Genomic DNA, 18,794 nt, shown 5'->3' on the forward strand with positions numbered 1-18,794 from the left:
CGCTTCTCCTGGAGCCAGACCTCAGCGCGCGCGGGCGCGGGGGTCAAGGAAGACGTAGATGATGTCGACCAGGAAATTCGCCCCCAGCACGGCGAACGTGATGGTGAGGAAGATCCCCTGCATGAGCGGGTAATCCTGGTTGCGGACCGCCTGGATGAGCAGGTAGCCCTGCCCCGGGTACGAGAAGACGATCTCGGTGAGCAGCGAGCCGGCGAGCACGAAGCCGAGCGCCATGCCGAAGCCGGTCACGTTGGGCAGGAGGGCGTTCCGCGCGGCGTAGGTGAACATGACCCGCCACTGCGAGAGCCCCTTGGCCTGGGCCATCGTGATGTACTCCTCGGACAGCACGGTGACCATCGCGCTGCGCATGCCGAGCATCCAGCCGCCGATGGTGGCGACGACGATCGACAGGCCGGGCAGGACCATGTGCGACATCACGCTCCCGATGAACTCCAGGCTCCACTCGGGCGAGAGCGTGTCGCTGTAGGCGTGGCGCAGCGGGAAGAGCCCGAGCACGAAGCCGAGGATGTAGAGCGACACCATCGCGAGCCAGAAGTAGGGGAACGCGCCGAGGAACATCAGGACGGGCGGCATCACCGAGTCGAGCAGGCCGCCCCGCTTCCACGTCGCGACGATGCCGAGCAGCGTCCCCAGGCCGAAGCTGATGATCACGGCGGCGCCCGACAGCAGCAGCGTCCAGCCGAGCCCCGTCGCGATCACCTCCGTCACCCGCGCGGGGAAGTGCGCGACAGAGGTGCCGAGATCGCCCGTCAGGGTGTGGCCCAGGTAGGTGATGTACTGCTTGTAGAGCGGCTCCCCCGTGAACCCGAACGCCTTCCGCAGCGCGTCGATCGCCTCCGGCTGGAGCTGGCCGCGGAAGCGCGCGAACATCGCCGAGGCGGGATCGCCCGGCATGAGCCGCGGGATGATGAAGTTCAGGGTGAGCGAGGCCCACGCCGCGATGAAATACAAGCCCAGCTGTCGAAGAAGGTAACGCACGGAAGCTCTCTCTTCTAACCTGCTCTCCGGATCAGATCACGCCCGACGTCACTTCGGCTTGAGCTCAGTGAGGACGAGCAGGTACTCGGGCGGGTTGTTCGGCGACAGCTTCGCGTACGGGTTCTCCTTGCTGGGGAACCCGGTGAAGCGGCGGGTGTTGAACTCACCCCACGACGGCCCGGGGAACAGCGGGACCGAGGGCGCCGTCTCGGAGAAGATCTCCTGGAGCTGCTCGAGCAGCTTCTTCTGCTCCGCCGGCTCCGTGGCGGCCTCGAACGCCTCGAAGAGGCCGTCCGCCTGCTTGGCGCCGAACCGGTGCCAGTTGCGCGCCGCCGACTCGCCGACCGGCTTCACGGTCGCGCTGCCGAGGAGGTCGCGGTAGAAGTTGTACGGCGTCGGCTCCTCGTTCGACCAGCCCATCGACAGGTCGAAGGTGCCCTTCTGGAGCGCCTCGAAGAACGCGCTGAAGTCGTACGTCTTCAGCGTGGCCTCGACGCCGATCTGCTTCACCTGCTGCGTGACGATCTGCGCCGCGCGCACCCAGTCGGACCAGCCCGTGACGACGTTGATGTCGAAGCGCAGCGGCTTGCCGTCCTTCACGCGGATGCCGTCCGCGCCCTTGGCGTAGCCCGCCTCGTCGAGGATCTGGTTCGCCTTGGCCACGTTGAACTTCACCCAGTCGCCGGCCTCGACGACCTTCTGGCTGCGCCAGCGCTCGTGCGCGTCGCTGAGCGCCGTCGCGTCCGCCGGCCGCGTGTAGTTGTTCATCGCGACCTTGACGATCTGCTCGCGGTCGAGCGACATGCTGATCGCCTTGCGCACCCGCACGTCGTCGAGCGGCTTCTTCGTCGTGTTCGTGTAGACGAACACGGTGCTGCCGACGAGCGGGAACCAGTAGTGGTGGTTCGTCGGATCCTTGCCGACGTAGACCTTCTCGATCTCCGGGACGAAGTTGCCGGCCCAGTCGACCTCGCCGTTCAGGAGCGCCAGGTTCGCCTGGTCGTTGCCCGGGTAGGCCGGGAAGCGGAGCCCCTTGATCGCGGGCTTGCCCTGCTGCCAGTAGTTCGGATTACGACCGAGCTCGTAGATCTGGTTCTGGAAGTTCTTCACCTCGGTGAAGGGCCCCGTCGCGACCGGGTTCTCGTTCGTGAAGGTGACCGGATCGGCCACGTCCTTCCACTTGTGCTCCGGCACGATCGGCTGGTGCCCGAGGAAGACGAGCCCGGGGACGTACGGCCGCGTGAGCGAGAACTCGACCGCCGAGTCGCTCTTGGCCTCAACCGCGGTCAGCCACTTCCAGACGCCCTGCAGGTCGAGGGCGGCGTGCTTCTTCAAGAGCCCGAAGGTGAAGGCGACGTCCTTCGCCGTGAAGGGCTGGCCGTCGGACCACTTCACTTCGGGGCGAATCGTGAAGGTGAGCGTCTTGTTCCCGTTGCTCCACTCGTATTTCGAGGCGAGCCAGGGGGTGAACTCGCCCTTCATCGTGTTGTAAACGAGGAGCGGCTCGTAGATGCCAGCGACGGTTGGCCAGCGAACGTTGCCTGGGGCCAGCAGAGGATTGAAGTTGCGCACCCACGACGCTTGCTGCTCGATCGAGACGGTCAGGAAGGTGTCCGCCGCGGGGTTCTTGGCCGCCCCTGGAGCGGCCGGGGCGGTGCCCGCGCCGCCCGCGGGGTCCTTCTTCGCGTCGGGCTTCGTGCAACCTGCCGCGGCGCCGACCGAAAGAAGCAACGCCGAGAGAACCAACGTCCGACGCGGCAACAACCAGTTCCTCATGAGAATGCTCCTCGCGGGGCCCTCGTGGACACGCCCGAGCGCCCACCGTCCCTCTCCCATTCAGCTGATCTTCCTGGAAGCCGCCACGTGACACAGCGACTCGCCGGACCCCTTCGCCGCGACGCAGCGCACCATACCGGCATCCAGCCGTCGGCACTGTAGCCGTCTTCGCACAGCAGTGTCAACGGGGATTCGAGGTCGCTACCAAGTTCTCGTGCCGCTCACTCAGGCGCGATTTCAAGGGAGATGTCGTGGCGCGTCATCTATCGCAGCAGCACCGCAGCAGCAATTCCGTCTCATGGTGTCATCGCGCGTCATGACACCTGAGCACTCTGGCGCTCACACTGTTATTTTCTTCGTTCACGGCAAGATAAGGAGTCAGTCGATGACGCATCGTTTCAGGGAGCGGCCGGGGCACGTCTATACAGATGTCCGCGAGCGATGACAAGACCAGATTTTTCCGGCTCGTCCCTGCGGGCGGATGGGCACTCTGCGAGCGGGCGAGGCGCAGCGCGCCCCCTGCGCGGGCGGCGGGAGATCGCGTCCGGAGCGCGCGGCGATGCGAGCGATACGCATGTGCGCGCGGCGTCGATTCGGGGCGCGCGACTCGACGTGTGGCGCCTCGATCCGCCCGGACGTGACCCGACAACGATGTATCGGAGGCGATTCCGTTCCATGTCTTCTAGGTTTCGCGCGGTGGGGCGCGGCGCGATCCGGCGGGCGCGCCTCACGGAAGCGGGGGAGCGGACGCGGGCACGAAGAGGCCGGCGTCGAAGCGCTCGTCTGCCGCGATGTTGCCGATGAACGCGTTCTCGCCGCCCTTTTTCAGCTCGGGCGCTGGCGAGCCCTGTACCACCAGCCCGAAGAGGTTGTCCCAGGCGCGAACCCGGGAGAGGCGACCCGAGCTCCGATCGAACAGGATGCCGGCCCGCGCGCAGCGGGTCACCCGCACGCCGTCGAGGGTGGCTGTGGAGCCGGCGAGCGCGAGGACGCCGTCGGCGACGAGATCGCCGTGCCGCGCGCCCTTGCCGGCCTTGCCGTCCCCGGTCACGCCGTCGATGACGGTCTCTGCGATCTCCGCGTCGGCGGCGAACAGCGCCACGCCGGCCGTGCGGCTCGCGCGGATGAGGGACGAGGCGAGCCGCAGCTGGTAGCCCGCGGCGGCGACGCCGATGCCGGCGCCGTCGTCGCCCGACGTGTCCTCGATGAGGTCCCCGGTGATCTCGACCTTGCCGGCCGGGAGCTCCGCGCCGGCGAGGACGCCGACCGAGCGGCTCCCGCGGATCAGATTGCCCGAGAGCGCCGCGGTGGCCCCGCGGTAGACGACGATCCCCTGCCCCGCCGGCGCGCGCCGGTCCGGCGCGACATGCCCCTCGACGAGGTTGCCTGTCACGGTCGCCTCGGATCCGGCATACCCCACCGACAGGCCGGTCCCCTCGTTGTCGCGAAGGACGTTCGACGCGAGCGTCGCGCGGCCCTCCAGCACGGACACGCCGGCGCCGTCGCCCCAGGCCCCTCCGGCGATCGTCCCCTCGACGAGGTTGCCCGTGGCGACCAGCTCGGCGGAGAGATCGCCCACGTGAACCCCGGTCCCGCGGTTGCGGACGATGGCGCTGTCGTGGAGCCGCATCGCCGCGCCGCGGGCCACGGCGACGCCGAACCCGCCGAGCAGCGACGAGGACGCGGCCGCCACCGTCTCCTGGACGAGGCTCCGCGTCATCGTCGCCGCCGTGCCCTCGCCGAGGACGGCGACGCCGATCTCCGCGTTGCCGACGAGCACGCTCGAGTCGATCGCGACGCGCGCGCGGCTCGCCGCGTACACGCCGACGCCGTAGCTGGGCTCCAGGCTCCCGGGCATCGTCCCCTCGACGAGCACGCCGGAGATCGTCGCCGACGCGTTCCCCGTCGCGACGATGCCCGACAGGCGGTTTCCGACCACGGCCGTGCGCTCGACGGACACCTCACCGCCGTCCCGGGCGACGATCCCCTCGCCGTCCCGGAGGCGCTCCGACGGCGAGGTTCCCTCGACGAGGCTGTCCACCACGGCCGCCGAGGCGCCGGCGTAGAGCGCGGCCACGCCCGCCGCGCGGCTGCCCGTCACCGCGCTCTCCCGGACGAACAGCGCGCCGCCCGTGTCCGCGAGCGCGCCCATGCCGTCGCCCGCCGCGCCGGCGCGCGTCCCCTCGATCCAGCTCGCCGCCACCGAGACCCGCGCGCCGTCGCCCGCAAGGACGCCGGCGTGGGCGGCGCCCTTGATGTGCACGCGCTCGAGCGTCACGGCGCTCGCGCCCATCGCGACCACGCCGGCGCCGTCGCCGCCGATCTCCAGCCCCCGGAGCGTCACCTCCCCCGCGCCGAGCACGGCCACGATCGCGGGCGGGACGACCAGCGGGCTCACCCCGCGGATCCGCACGCGCGAGGCGCACCGGCCGGCGATGGCGACGGGCCTCGCGATGACGGCCGGCTCGTCGTAGGTGCCGTCCGCGAGCGCGATGGTCCCGCCGTCGGCGACGCGCTCGAGCGCCGCCTCGAGCGTCGCGACCGGCCTCGCCTCGGAGCCGTCGCCGTCCGCGCCGGCGTAGCTCGGGTCGACATACACGTTGCCGGGCGCCCGAGGCACGTCCCCCCACGGCCCGCGCCCGCAGCCGTCGGGGCCATCGACGCTCACACACCCCGCTTCCGGCGTCGCGAACGTGCCCGCCGGACACTTCGCCATGGCCGGCCTGCAGAGCCCGTCGCCGCCGACGAGCTCGGGAGCGCAGCGCGGTAGGCCGACGGGAATGCACCCCTCGTCGAACTTCGGGATCGTCCCCGGAGGGCATTTGGCCATCGAGGGGTGGCAGAGATCATCGTCCTCCACGAACAGCTCGGCGCACCCCTGGATGCCCACCGGCATGCACGCGCCCCCGGGCCCGAGGACGTGCCCGCGCGCGCAGGGCGGCGCGGCGGGATCGCCCACCAGCGGAGTGTCGGAGCTGCGCGAGAGGTCGCTGCACGCCGCGGCGAGCGGCGACAGGACCGCGATGCAGGCGGCCAGCCAAGACGAACCCGGGCGCGTCGCGCAGAGGCGCATGCAATACCCTCCTCGGACAGCGCTGCCCCGGCGCGCGCCCCGCGCGCCTCCGCGCGCCCGGGGGGCGAACGAGGCCGAGGAGCCGCCGCGGCGGCGCGAAGACCGCTTGTCGTGCATGAACCGGCGCTCCGAGCGCCGGAGATCACCGCCGAGCCCGCGACAGGATGACGAGGACAGCGCCTGATCGGCGCCGCGCGAACTCCTTCGGAGTAATGAATCTTACAACAGGAGCCAGCCTCCGGCCAGGCAGCGGAATCGCGATCGCGCCGACTTTCCCTGCGTCGCCGCGGACGTCTGCGCCGCGCCGAGGTCTCGGGCGCGCGCGCGGATCTCTCCGAGCGCGGGCCCGCGCGCGCCGCCGATCGTGCGGGTCGCACGCTTTCTGTCAACCACGTTGGGCCGCGCCGAGCGCCGCCGGGACGCTCCGCGGAGGAGGCCGTTCCCGCCGCCTCGCGGGGCCGCCGTCCGCGGCCGAAGCCCGCGCCGGCGCCGTCGTTCCGGACGACGTGGCGACGGCGCGCGGCTCGGGCGCGCGCCGCGCGGCGCGGTCGCCGCAAGGGGGAGCGCCGCCCTGGGCCTCTGTCGGCCCACGTGGGCTGCGCAGGGCGTGACCAGAGGACGCTGGGCCGCGGGACGTTGCCGCCCATCAGCGATGATGTCGAGTCCGCAGCCCTCGATTGCAGAGATCGACCAGGTCTTCGGAAATGCGGTTTGCAGGGCCCGATAAAGCTGCAAGTCGGGTCGCCCTCGTCCCGTCCCGCCGCGCGCCGCGCGCCGCGGGCGCCCCGCTGCGCGCGTCGACATTTGCCTTTCTCCAGCGCTCGGGAGCCTCCCACATCGGCGCTGCGAGGCGGCCTCGAAGCGCGCCGGCGCGGCGGCGCGCGGGCGCGATGAAGCGGGGCAGGGCTCCCACACGGCGCGGATTCAGACAATGCACTTTCGCCGTCGCCGTCCGGCGAGCCGCGGAGGGCCGACGCGGCAGGCTCTGCACACGCGCTGTCAGGCACGCAGCCTGCTCTCCACGCCGCTCAACATGCCACCGCGGGCCTGAGAGCCCTGGCGGAGCATGGAAGGAGGACGGATGGTTAGCTCGATCGATATGAAGATGGCGCAAGCGGCGATGCTCTTGTCTGCGTTGATGACCGGGTGCGCGCTCGGCGCGGTGACGCCGGAAGAGGCCGACTTGGAGCAGGCCGACGTCGACGTGGCGTCGAGCGAGCAGGCATTGGAGGGAGATACAGCGGGAGATACGGAGGAGACGCGGGGCGGCGGGCCCGTGATCCCCGGCAAGACCGATCTCGGCGGGCCGCTCGCTCAAGGCCCCGTGGGCAAGGGCATCCCCCTGGGCCCGGGCCTGGGCGGGCCGATTCAGGGCCCTGGCCAGGCTCCCATCGGCAAGGGCCCTGTCGGCCAGGGCCCTGTCGGTCAGGTCCCTGGCGGCATGCCCGGCGGGCCGTTCGGCGGCATGCCCGGCGGGCCGTTCGGCGGCATGCCCGGCGGCATGCCCGGCGGGCCGTTCGGCGGCCTCGGCGGGCCCTACGGCGGCCTCGGCGGGCCCTACGGCGGCCTCGGCGGGCCCTACGGCGGCCTCGGCGGCCTCGGCGGCCTCGGCGGCCTCGGGCCCTACGGTGGCCTCGGCGGCGGCTTCCCGGGCGGCGGGCTCGGCGGCGGCTTCCCGGGCGGCGGGCTCGGCGGCGGCTTCCCGGGCGGCGGGTTCGGCTTCCCGGGCGGCGGCTACGGCTTCCCGGGCGGCCTCGGCGGCTCCCCGTACGGCGGCGCGGTCCCCGGGATGTTCTCCCCCTGACGTCATGTCCTGAGGGCGCCGGCCACGCTGCCGGTCGGGGACAGCGATGACCGACGCGACGGGCCGCCGGAATCTCCGCGGGGAGCCGCACCAGCTCCCCGCGAGGCCGGCGGCCCGTGGTCGATCGACGTCTCTCCAGATCGCGCGCCCGCGCGGCGCGCTGGCTCGAGCGGCGCGCCGCGCGGGCGCGCGAAAGGTTGGACCCCCGCCGCGCTGACGAGGCAGCATACGGCGATGGAAGACGCCCCCCTCCTAGAGCGCGAGCCGGAGACCAACATTTTCGGTGAGTCCATGGCGGTGTTTCACACGGCCGCGGACCTCATCGGCCTGGCCCCTCGCATCCGGCTGGAGCTCGAGCAGCCCGACTACGAGCACATCTTCTACATCACCACGCAGCTCCAGGACCGCCTCGTCCCCTTCCGCGGGGAGGCGGCCGGGGCCTACGAGCGGCTCCCTGCCTCGGTCATCCCGAACCGCGCCGCCGTCACCCCGCTCTTCAACGGCAAGCTCATCCTCCGTCCCGAGGCGCTCCGGAGCGGCTCGATCCACGTGCAGGACGGCGTGATCCGCCTCGCCGACCAGGGCCTTTACCGGATCCAGCCCGGCGGGTTCGTCCGCTTCAAGGCCTATCGGGTCCAGCACAACCAGGCGCGGGGGCCTTACAAGGGCGGGCTCCGCTTCCACAAGGCCGTGTCGCTCGACCTGTTCAACGCGCTCGCCGCCGAGATGACCTGGAAGGCCGCCATCGCGCATGTCCCGTTCGGCGGCGCCAAGGGGGGTATTCGCATGGATCCCCGCGAGCACAGCAAGGACGAGCTCGAGGCGATCTCGCTCCGGTACATGTACCGGCTGAAGCAGCTCATCGGGCCCAACGTCGACATCCCCGCGCCCGACGTGGGCACGAACGCCGAGGTGATGGCGTGGCTCCTGCGCCAGTACAGCGACGGCGAGCGCGAGCGGCACAACCACCGCGGCGTCGTCACGGGCAAGGACGTGCGCATCGGCGGCTCCGAGGGGCGCGTCAAGGCGACCGGCCAGGGGCTCGCGTACTGCATCGAGGAGTGGTACGCGCAGCGCGGCGCCTCCCTCGCCGGGGCGCGCTTCATCGTGCAGGGCTTCGGCAACGTCGGCTCCGCCGCGGCCGAAATCCTGTGCAGGATGGGCGCCCGGTGCGTCGCGGTGCAGGACGCCGACGGCGCGGTGTACGACCCGAACGGCATCGACGTCGGCGCGCTGACGGCCTACGTGAGCGAGAACCCGCAGAACCTCCGGCGCTCGGTCGCCGGCTACGCCGGGGCCCAGGCGATCGCGCGCGACGACTTCTGGAGCGTCGACGCGGAGATCTGCATCCCGGCCGCGCTCGGCGACGCCATCACCGGCGAGGTGGCCGAGCGGCTCAAGGCGAAGCTCGTGGCCGAGGGCGCCAACCGCCCGACCACGACCGAGGGGGACAAGGTGCTGGCGGAGCGCGGCATCAGCGTCATCCCCGACATCATCGGCAACGCGGGCGGCGTGACCGTCTCGTACTACGAGTGGATCCAGAACAAGCGCATGGAGCACTGGACCGAGGGCGAGGTGAACGCGCGCCTCGAGCGCGCCATCAAGAGCAACTACCGCCTGATCTGCGACATCGCGGAGGACCGGCCGCGCCGCACCGAAGATCACGACTCGACGGGGCTCGTCGTCGGCAAGCGCCTGCCGATGCGGCTCGCCGCGATGGTGCTCGCGCTCAAGCGCATCGAGGCGCACTACATGCTGGAAGGGTTCTCCCAGTAGGCGGCGCCTCCGGCCGCCGGACCGCAGGCGCCGCCCGCGGTCGGTCGCCGGAGGAGCGCAGGCGCGCGCCCATCGTCGACCTGGCACCGGGCGCCGGGCGGCGCTACCGGGCGACGCCGTACCCGAGCTTCTTGATGCCGTAGACCTTGATCTTGTGCTGCAGCGTCCTGAGCGGCAGCTCCAGGCGCCGCGCCGCCTCCGTCTGGTTCCAGTCGGACGCGCGCAGCGCCTCGAGCAGGAGGTCGGCCTCGATCTGCTCCAGGCGCGTCTTGAGGCCGCCCGTCGAGGGGGCCGCCGACGATGCCGGCTCCGACAGGCGCGAGGGCAGCGGCTCGGACGAGCGCTGGGACAGGGCCGGCATGCCGGGATCGGACGAGCGCGAGGGGTCGAGGGCGCGCGACGGCGCGGGCGGCGCGCTGGGCGCGGTCACCGCCGTGCGGATGCGCTCCGGGAGGTCGCGCGCCATGATCGCCTCGCCCTCGGCGATCACCACCGCCCGCTCGATCGCGTTGCGGAGCTCGCGCACGTTGCCGGGCCACGAGTAGCTCTTCAGCAGGGCCAGCGCCTCGGACGTGATCGACTGCACCCGGCTGAGGTTCGCCGCGTTCGCCTGCTGCAGGAAGCCCGCCGCGAGCGTCGCGATGTCGTCGCGGCGCGCGCGGAGCGGCGGGATGTTCAGCGTCATCGCGTTCAGCCGGTAGAGCAGGTCGAGCCGGAACGTGCCCGCGTCGCACATCGCGTCGAGGTCGCGGTGCGTCGCCGCGATCACGCGGACGTCGACCTCGATCTCCTTGGTCGCGCCGACGCGCGTCACCCGCTTGGTCTCCAGCACGCGCAGGAGCGCGGCCTGCGCGGCCGCGGGCAGCTCGCCGATCTCGTCGAGCAGGACCGTGCCGCCGGAGGCGGCCTCGAAGACGCCCTTCTGCTGCTGGCTCGCCCCGGTGAAGGCGCCGCGCTCGTGGCCGAAGAGGGTGCTCTCGATGAGCAGCGCCGGGATCGCCCCGCAGTTCACGCAGATGAGCGGCTCGCCGCGGCGCGGGCTGCGGTCGTGGATGAACCGCGCGAGCACCTCCTTGCCCGTCCCGGTCTCGCCGCGCAGGAGCACCGGGATCGAGGAGCGCGCGGCCCGCAGCGCCACCTCGACGAGCGATCGCATGAGCGGGCTCTTCGTCGCGAGGACGTGGCCGTCGGCCTCCCACTGGCTCTCGGGCACCGCGCCCGCGGCGCCCTCCTCCTCGGGCGGCCGCGCGCCCTCGACCTTCGGCGCGACGTAGAGCAGCGCGCCCTCCGGGGCCGCGAGGTGCACCGGCGCCGCGGGGCTCGCGCTGCGCGACGCCTCGTGGCTCACCTCGATGAGCTTGTCGATGGAGGTCGCGGCGTCGGGGAACACCGCGACGCCCGACACGAGCACGGGCTCGCCCTCGCGGCGCGCGACGATCGTCTTCGCGAGCTCCTCCGCGAGCTCGGGCGTGACCTCCGGGAGCAGTATCTCGAGGGTGTCGGCGCTGTAGAACGCGACGCGATCGACGGGCCGCAGCGCCTCGCGCACGCGGAGCCCCCAGTGGCGGAGATGGCTCGCCTGGGCGCCGAGCGAGCGGACCACGACGAGCGCGAACTTCCGGCCGAAGAACCGGGACCGCACGATCTCGGCCTGCAGGGCGACGCGGAGCGCGTCGGAGCCCTCCAGGCCGAACGGCGGCAGCTCGCCGCCGGCGAGCACGTGCACCGAGGCGACGATGCCGCCGAGCAGCACCTCGTCCCCGGCCTTGACCACGCCGCTCTCGACCCGCTGCCCCGAGATGCGCGTGCCGTTGCGCGAGCCGAGGTCCTCGACCACGACCTCGCCGCCCACGAGCGTGAAGCGCGCGTGCCGGCGCGAGATGCTCCTGTCGCGGATCACGACGTCGGCCGGGGGCTCCCTGCCGACGACGACGCCGACGCCGGGGCTCATCGGGGCCATCTCGACGCCGTCATGGTGGTAAACGAGCAAGAGGACACGGCGCTTCTCCGAGCGCGCGCCCTGGATCAGCTCCCCTGTCTTGACTGACAGCGGTGCAGTCGTCGCCATGGGACCGGTTCTGTGACCGCTCACACTGCCCAACTACGCCTCATTGCTCCAAGCGGCAACCGGGAAGCAACGGCGCCGCGGGTCTTCGACGAAAGCGCGGCTGAACGCGGGGCCCGCCGCGCGGCTTCGCCGCCCGCGCTCCCTCCTCGCGCGGCGCGGGCGCGGCAGCGTGGTAAGGTGGTCGCATGCTCCGTCTCAACGCCGAATGGACAGAGGTGCTCCGCCGTTACAAGGAAGACCACCAGGATCCACGCAACCAGGCGTGTCACAAGGTCGGCATACCGCTCATCGTCGCGAGCTTCCCCGTGGGCGCCACCCTCATCGGCCTCCCGCTCGCGGCCGCGATGTTCGCGACCGGCTGGGGCTTCCAGTTCGCGGGCCACTATTTCGAGGGGAAGAAGCCGTCGTTCGTGGACGACAAACGGAGCCTGATCATCGGCGTGCTCTGGTGTCTCGAGAAATACGGCGTGCGCGTCTTCGAGGAGACGCCCGCCCCCTGACGCGCCGCACCAGCCTCGTCACCCCTCCCGTCCCGCGTGCTGCGATCCGGCGCGGACACACCGTTCGCCCAACTCCGGAAAATATGGAAATTGCCTACTTCACGCCCGTGCTGCGATGCACCATGCTTGCTTGACGTGATGCGTGCATGGTCGTACCTGTGTCGCGGGCGGGGGGACGACGACTCTTCTCTTTGGGGGTTTCCAGCGGGCATCGCGCCGCTCCGGCGCTCCGGCGTGCGCCGCTGAGGGCTCCTGTCGCCGACGCGCTCCCGGAGCGTCGTGACCGGCCCGCCGCCGCAGGCGATGAGATGGACGAGGACGGCGAGACGAGGAGACGGCAGATGGGGTGTGCGCAAAGCATGAGGGGGAAAGTCGCCGTGATCACCGGGGGGACCTCGGGGATCGGGCTCGCGACGGCATCCGCGCTGGCGCGGCAGGGCGCCCGGGTGACCGTGCTCTGCCGCAGGACCGGCTCCGAGGGCGCGAGGAAGCTCGCCGCGCTGAAGGTGCAGGGCGAGGTCCACCTCGTCGAGTGCGACCTCGGCCGGCTCGCGTCGGTGCGCGCCGCGGCCCGGCAGGTGGCCGACCGGTGCGGGGCCGTCCACCTGCTCGTGAACAACGCGGGGGTGTTCCTGCGCGAGCGCGCGGAGTCCGCGGACGGCCTCGAGATGACGTTCCAGGTGAACTACCTGTCGCATTTCCTTCTGTCGAACCTCCTGCTCGACCGGCTCAAGGCCGCGCGCGACGCGCGCGTGGTCAACCTGGTCGCGCCGGTGGACAGCATCCGGCTCGACTTCGACGACCTCATGTCGAAGCGCTCCTATTCGTTCCTCGCCGCCTCCGCGCGGTCGAAGCTCGCGCTCGTGCTCGCGGCGCGGCGGCTCTCGGGCGCGCTCTCGGGCAGCGGGGCCCGGGTGCTCTGCTACTACCCGGGGCTCGTGCGGTCGGGGCTCTTCGACGGGACCTCGCGCGTGCTCAAGACGCTGATCGACGTCGTGGGCGCGACCCCGGCGCAGGCCGCCGCGAACCTCCTCGCGATCCTGGCCGACGCGCCGCCCGCCGAGAGCCCCGCCTTCTTCGAGCGGACCCGGGCGAGGCCCCTCAAGGGGATGGCGACCGACGCCGAGGCGGCCGCGCGGCTCTGGGACATGAGCGCGCGGCTCGCCGGCCTCACCCGCGCGGACGTCACCTCGGCCCCCGCTTCTTGAGGTCCGCCGCGAGCGAGGTCTGCACGCGCCCGACCTCCCGGGCGACGGCCTGCACCGCCTCGGTCGCGCTCTCGATCGTCCCGGCGCGCGCCTCCCGATCGAGCCGCGCGCAGAGCTCCTTCAGGTTGAACGCCGCGAGCTTGTCGGCGCTCTCGTAGAGCGCCCAGGCGAGCCGCTCGAGCTCGCCGAGCGCGCCCCGCGCCGCGGCCTCGCGCATCGCGGCCACCCGGCTCGGCGCCTCCGTGAGGAAGAGCTCGGTCACCTCGCTGACGACGTCGGGCAGGGCCGCGCGCAGCCCGACCCGCGGCCTCCCCGACGCCGCGGCCTGGACGCGCGCCCCGCCCGGCGGCGGCGACGGCGTGACCAGCGTCGGCGGCGGGGGCTCCACGCTCGGCGGCGCGCTCTCGGGGCGCACCGCCTCGTACGCGCCGGACCGCGACGCCGCGGCGAAGGTCCGCAGCGCGCGATCGACCTCGTCCTGCTTCAGCGGCTTGGACAGCGCGTCGTCCATCCCCGCCGCGAGGCACCGCTGCCGCGCGTCGCGCCCGGCGCTCGCCGTCATCGCGATGATCGGCGTCCGCCGGTCCGGCCGCTCGGCGCGGCGGATCTCCTCGGCCGCCGCGTAGCCGTCGAAGCCGGGCATGTGGCAGTCCATCAGCACCGCGGCGTAGCCGCCGCGCCGCACCGCCTCGACGGCCGCGCGGCCGCTGTCCACCACGTCGGCGAGGTAGCCGCGCTTCTCGACCATGAACGCCGCGATCTTCTGGCTCACCGCGTTGTCGTCGACCACGAGCACCCTCGGGCGCGACGAGCTCCGCGGCTCGGCCGTCGCCGCCCCCCGCCGCGACCTCGGCGCGTGCGCGCGCGCGCCGGCGGCCACGTGCTCCGGCGAGAGCCCCGCGAGCAGCCGCAGGCTCGAGTGCAGCTGCGCGCGCCGGATCGGCTTGATGAGCACCGAGTCGACCTCGGCGCGGCTCGGCGCGTCCCTGCCGGGGTAGGTCATGAGCACGCTGCGCGCGGACGCGATCGCGGCGTCCGCCTTGATGCGCTGGAGCAGCGTCAGCCCGTCGAGGTCGGCCAGCTCGAGATCGATCAGCACCATGTCGTACGGCGCGCCGGCGCCCGCCGCCTCGCGCAGCGCGGCGAGCGCGGCGGCGCCGCTCTCCGAGGTGCGGCACGCCAGCCCGAGCTCCTCGATCAGCTTCTGCGCCACGCGGCGCACCGAGCCGCTGTCGTCGACGACGAGCACCCGCTTGCCGGGCAGGTCGATGCGCGGGATGAGCGCGCGCTCCGGGCCGCGCCCGCGCCGCTCGAACGGCAGCACGAACGAGATCCCCTGGCGGCGCGCGCCGGCGTCCGGCGCGGCGCGGAGCTCGCCGCCCATCGCGGCGATGAGGCGCCTCGCGATCGCGACGCCGGGCGCCGCGCGCAGCTCCGCGGCGCGCGCGTCCTGCTCGGGCAGGAGCCGCGCAGCGCCGCCCGGCGCGCCCGCCCTCCCCGGCGCCTCCGCAACGCCGGCGAGCCCCGCTGCGGCCGCGAAGCGCACGTCGAAGAAGCGCACGTCGAAGCGCACCCGCGCGCTCGCCCCCTCGGCCGCGCCCTCGGGCCCGCCCGGCGGCTCGCCCTCCCGGCCCGCGTCCAGCGCGGCGCGCACCAGCACCTCGCCCCGGGGCGCCGCGCGGATCGCGGAGGTCCCGACGCTCAGCAGGACCTGCCGCAGCCGCGCCGCGTCGCCGCGCACCGCGCCCGGCACGTCGGCCTCGACCTCGAGCACGAGCTCGGTCCTGTCGTCGTGCGCGCGATCGCCGAGCAGCTCCGCCGCGTCCTCGACGGCCCGGCGCAGGTCGAAGTCGACGCGGTCGACGTGCAGCCCGAGGCCGCCGGGCTGGCCGAGATCGATGAGCTCGTCGACCATCGAGAGCACCGCGTCGCCGCTGCTCCGGATGCGCCGCGCGAAGGCGCGCTGCTCCGGATCGAGCTCGGTGTCGAGCAGGAGGCCGCTGATGCCGACGATCCCGCTGAGCAGCGTCCGGATCTCGTGCCGCATCTGCGCGAGGACGCCCTCGTCCCCCTCCGCGTCGACGAGCGCGGACGGCCGCGCCACCGGCTCGTGCGGCGCGAGCGCGTGCTCCGCGGAATCGGTGCTCCTCGTGGCCGGGCTGCTCTCTGGGCCGCTCCGGCGCTGCTCCTTGCCTGCCATCGACGCCCCGACTCGACCTTCCGCCCGCCCCGCGCGAGCCCACGACGCCGGAGGTAAGAGTGTACTGCTTACAATGTTCCGGTGAAAAGTTTACCGTGGGTACTGGAACGACCGTCCGTCGCCATCGCGCCGGCGCGCGTCAACGACGCCGCGCCGCATTGCGTCGCGGTTCTTTGACGCGCGGGGGTCGCGCGTCTCGAGCGCGTCAGGCGTCGCGTGCGCCGCCGAGCGCCGTCACGACGACGCGCTCGCGATCGACCGCGGCCTCCGCCGAGAGCACGCTGACGGCGGAGGGGTCATCGGACGACGCGAGCGCGCGCCGGCTGTACCCGAACAGGCGCAGGAGCAGCTCCGGCGGGGCGAAGTCGAGATCGCTCTCGTGGACGAAGAGCCGGCCGAGGTGCTCGGCGTAGGCGCCCGCGAGCACCCGGAACGGGATCCTGTCGAAGGCGAGCGCGCGCCGGCGGCTCGCGGCCGCGGAGCCGAGCAGCGCCGCGAAGAGCGCCGTGTAGATGGCGCGCAGCTTGAGGCGCATCGAGGGCGGGCTGCGCTTCAGCGCCTCGCGCAGGAAGTGGACGTTGAGCGGGACGTGGAACGACTCGTCGCGCGTCAGGATCGTGAGCATCTGCCGCACGGCCGGGTAGCGGGCTTCCCGCAGCGCGAGGCGGTACGTCGTCGAGCCGATGGTCTCGAACATGAGGTTCGTGAGCACGATCGTCTCGACCCGCTTCGCGCGGCCGTACAGGCGATAGAAGGTGCCGGTGACGCGGCCCATGGGCCGGACCTCGCCGCCGATGTGCGCGAGGAACTTCGTGAGCAGCTCGCGGTGCCACCCCTCCTCGTCGCCGTAGAGCCGCAGGCACTCGCCGAGCTCCGGGTCCCAGGCGCTCACCTCGTCGGCCAGGGCGTGGGCCTGCGTCAGGCCGGACTCCTCGGCGCGGAACGCTGCGTTGAAGAAGGCGATCGCCGCCTGGCGCTCGGCCTCGCTCTCCCACGGGATCGGCTGGGAGAGGTCGAGCTCTTCGTCGTACATCCGCTCCGCGCGGCGGCGCAGCATGCTGAGCCACCAGGACGTGGGGCGCTGGACGGGGGGCTTGCGAGAGACCGGCTGGGGCGCTGCGAAAAGCATCGAACGAGGTGCCCGTCGGCGACGGATGGGATCCTCCTCCGCAATCGCACGAGACGGGACGGGCGCGCACCATAGCGCAGTTTTCCGGCGCGGCGCACCAGGCGCGCGCCGGTGCGCCGGCGGAGGACGCCGGGCGGACGAACCCGGGGCGCTCGGGGCGCGGCGGCGCGCGGCTAGGCTGGACTAGGCGACGCTAGGCGAGACGTGACGCTGCGACGCGTTCGTCAAGGAGGCGCCCTTTGTACGCCTCGTGGGCGTGGGATACCATAGTCGACCCACTGTGTTCTTCGAGCAGCTCCAGCTCCCCCTCGGAGGGCTCACTCCCCAGACTGAGCCCACGCGCATCCCGCGGACCCGGCGCGTCTTCGTCAACCGCAACCTCAAGCTCGCGGGGATCGACTGGGTCGGCTTCGACATGGATTACACCCTGGCCATCTACAACCAGACCGAGATGGACAACCTCTCGATCCAGGGGACGGTCACGAAGCTCGCCGCCCGCGGTTACCCCGAGGATCTCCTGCGGAGCCTCCGCTACCCGATCCACTTCCCCATCCGCGGCCTGCTGATCGACAAGCGCTTCGGCCACGTGCTCAAGATGGACCGGTTCAAGGTGGTCCAGCGCGGGTACCACGGCCTGCGCGAGCTCACGAAGGAAGAGCTCCGGTCGCTCTACCAGCACCGCAAGATCCGGCCGAACACGGCCCGCTACCACTGGATCGACACGCTGTATGCGCTGAGCGAGGCCACGCTCTACGCCGGCATCGTCGACGCCCTCGAGGCGCGCGGCGTCCCGCTCGACTACGCGCGGCTCTTCACCGACATCCGCGAGTGCATCGACGAGGCGCACCGCGACGGCACCATCCTCGACGTCGTCCGCTCCGACCTGCCGCGCTTCGTCGAGCGCGACCCGAACCTCGCGCAGACGCTCCACAAGTTCCGCTCGGCGGGCAAGAAGCTCTTCTTGCTCACGAACTCGCGCTGGCCGTTCACCGAGAAGATGATGACGTACCTGCTCGGGGACGCGATGCCCGAATACCCGAGCTTCCGGCACTACTTCGACGTCATCGTGGTCGCCGCGCAGAAGCCGGCGTTCTTCCAGGAGCGCCGCCCGCTGCTCATCCGCGACGGCGCCGAGGTCCGCCCCGCCACGGCGCCGCTCGAGCGCGGCGCCATCTACGAGGGGGGCAACCTCCACGACTTCGAGAAGTTCCTGAACATCTCCGGCGATCGCGTCCTCTACGTGGGCGATCACATCTACGGCGACATCCTCCGCTCGAAGAAGGAGAGCGCGTGGCGCACGGCGATGATCATCCAGGAGATGGAGGCCGAGGTCGCCGCCCACGAGTCGTGCCGCCGCGAGCACATGGAGAGCGCGCTGCTCGAGGGGCGCCGCGAGGAGCTCGAGGACCAGCTCCGCTTCTACCAGCAGCGCTACAAGGACCTCACCCGCAAGATCGAGGAGGAGCAGCAGAAGAAGAACGGCTCGCCGAACGGCGGCGGAGGCGCGCTGCACGCGGAGGCGGGCGGCGACCACGTCCAGATCGACTACGCGACGTCGTTCTACGAGGCCGAGCGCGGCCGCACGAAGCGCGCGGTCGAGCGCATCCGCGGCCAGCTCCGGGCCGTCGACGCCGGGGTCGCCAAGCTGGAGCGCGAGATCGCCCGCCGCTTCCACCCCTACTGGGGCTCGCTGCTGAAGGAGGCGAACGAGACGTCCAGCTTCGGCGATCAGGTCGAGGAGTACGCGTGCATCTACACGTCGCGCGTCTCCAACCTGCTCGCCTACTCGCCGCTGCAGTACTTCAGGAGCCCGCGCGACCTGATGCCGCACGAGCTCTGATCGCCAACGCCGCCCGCGCCCGCGCGCGGCCGCCGCTCCAGGAGATCGCCATGAGCACCGTCCGCCTCCGCTCGCTGTCCCTCGCGCTCGCCGCCCCCGCCCTCCTCTTGCTCGCCGGCGGCTGCGGCAAGCGGGCCTGCTTCCACTGGACCGAGCTCGAGGGGGCGTGCCCGTCCAGCGACGACGCGTACGTCTTCTTCCAGAACCCCGGGTGTCTGAGCTCGATCGAGTCGATCGACAGCGAGGGCGACTTCGACGGTGAGCTCTGCTGCTACGACGTCACCACGGTCGACACGGGCGACGAGGAGTGCAAGGTCGTGAAGAACCCCGTGCCCGGCGGCGGCGGGGTCGGCGGCTTCTCCGGGCCCAGGTAGCACCGCGGGCCCCCGCGGCCCGCCCGGGCACGCGCGGCGCGCCCCGC

At 72.3% G+C, this 18,794-nt stretch carries 12 protein-coding genes; 6 read left to right on the top strand and 6 right to left on the bottom strand.

Going from position 1 to position 18,794, the window contains the following annotated elements; genetic code table 11:
• Positions 1-21: 21 nt before the first annotated feature.
• The 3 genes from NQZ70_RS27205 to NQZ70_RS27215 form a co-directional block, all read right to left on the bottom strand.
• Positions 22-999 carry an ABC transporter permease gene (locus NQZ70_RS27205; RefSeq protein WP_129576812.1) on the bottom strand — a complete coding sequence of 326 codons (978 nt, stop codon included), beginning with the start codon at positions 997-999 and terminating at the stop codon, positions 22-24.
• Positions 1,000-1,047: 48 nt separating this feature from the next.
• Positions 1,048-2,775, bottom strand: coding sequence for an ABC transporter substrate-binding protein (locus tag NQZ70_RS27210; RefSeq protein ID WP_207217489.1), 1,728 nt, complete (start codon positions 2,773-2,775; stop codon positions 1,048-1,050).
• Between the two features lie 727 nt (positions 2,776-3,502).
• On the bottom strand, positions 3,503-5,848 hold the full coding sequence (locus NQZ70_RS27215; RefSeq protein WP_129576813.1) for a right-handed parallel beta-helix repeat-containing protein: 2,346 nt from the start codon (positions 5,846-5,848) through the stop codon (positions 3,503-3,505).
• Positions 5,849-6,929: 1,081 nt separating this feature from the next.
• Between NQZ70_RS27215 and NQZ70_RS27220 the strand changes: the two genes are divergently transcribed.
• Together NQZ70_RS27220 and NQZ70_RS27225 are read left to right on the top strand one after the other, a co-directional pair.
• Positions 6,930-7,652 carry a hypothetical protein gene (locus NQZ70_RS27220; RefSeq protein WP_207217490.1) on the top strand — a complete coding sequence of 241 codons (723 nt, stop codon included), beginning with the start codon at positions 6,930-6,932 and terminating at the stop codon, positions 7,650-7,652.
• A 234-nt stretch (positions 7,653-7,886) separates the two neighbouring features.
• Positions 7,887-9,428 carry a Glu/Leu/Phe/Val dehydrogenase gene (locus NQZ70_RS27225; protein ID WP_129576814.1) on the top strand — a complete coding sequence of 514 codons (1,542 nt, stop codon included), beginning with the start codon at positions 7,887-7,889 and terminating at the stop codon, positions 9,426-9,428.
• Positions 9,429-9,531: 103 nt separating this feature from the next.
• On the opposite strand, the gene NQZ70_RS27230 is transcribed toward NQZ70_RS27225, so the two are convergent.
• Positions 9,532-11,496, bottom strand: a complete 1,965-nt coding sequence (locus tag NQZ70_RS27230) for a sigma 54-interacting transcriptional regulator (RefSeq protein WP_129576815.1) — start codon at positions 11,494-11,496, stop codon at positions 9,532-9,534.
• Between the two features lie 185 nt (positions 11,497-11,681).
• Between NQZ70_RS27230 and NQZ70_RS27235 the strand changes: the two genes are divergently transcribed.
• Both NQZ70_RS27235 and NQZ70_RS27240 read left to right on the top strand, forming a co-directional pair.
• On the top strand, positions 11,682-11,996 hold the full coding sequence (locus tag NQZ70_RS27235) for an Mpo1-like protein (RefSeq protein ID WP_129576816.1): 315 nt from the start codon (positions 11,682-11,684) through the stop codon (positions 11,994-11,996).
• A gap of 359 nt (positions 11,997-12,355) precedes the next feature.
• On the top strand, positions 12,356-13,204 hold the full coding sequence (locus NQZ70_RS27240) for an SDR family NAD(P)-dependent oxidoreductase (RefSeq protein WP_237244099.1): 849 nt from the start codon (positions 12,356-12,358) through the stop codon (positions 13,202-13,204).
• Here NQZ70_RS27240 and NQZ70_RS27245 read toward each other — a convergent pair.
• Positions 13,182-15,404, bottom strand: a complete 2,223-nt coding sequence (locus NQZ70_RS27245) for a response regulator (protein WP_129576818.1) — start codon at positions 15,402-15,404, stop codon at positions 13,182-13,184. The two genes, NQZ70_RS27240 and NQZ70_RS27245, sit on opposite strands and share 23 nt — an antisense overlap.
• A gap of 205 nt (positions 15,405-15,609) precedes the next feature.
• A complete protein-coding gene (locus NQZ70_RS27250; RefSeq protein ID WP_237244100.1) occupies positions 15,610-16,461 on the bottom strand; it encodes a ferritin-like domain-containing protein in 852 nt (283 codons plus the stop codon).
• 352 nt (positions 16,462-16,813) lie between these two features.
• On the opposite strand from NQZ70_RS27250, the gene NQZ70_RS27255 reads away from it, so the two are divergent.
• Both NQZ70_RS27255 and NQZ70_RS27260 read left to right on the top strand, forming a co-directional pair.
• Positions 16,814-18,373, top strand: a complete 1,560-nt coding sequence (locus tag NQZ70_RS27255; RefSeq protein WP_129576820.1) for an HAD-IG family 5'-nucleotidase — start codon at positions 16,814-16,816, stop codon at positions 18,371-18,373.
• A gap of 50 nt (positions 18,374-18,423) precedes the next feature.
• On the top strand, positions 18,424-18,747 hold the full coding sequence (locus NQZ70_RS27260) for a hypothetical protein (RefSeq protein WP_129576821.1): 324 nt from the start codon (positions 18,424-18,426) through the stop codon (positions 18,745-18,747).
• The last annotated feature ends 47 nt before the right edge of the window (positions 18,748-18,794 follow it).

The sequence above is a fragment of the Sorangium sp. So ce836 genome (genome assembly GCF_028553905.1).
GTDB classification, from domain to species: Bacteria; Myxococcota_A; Polyangia; order Polyangiales; family Polyangiaceae; genus Sorangium; species Sorangium cellulosum_D.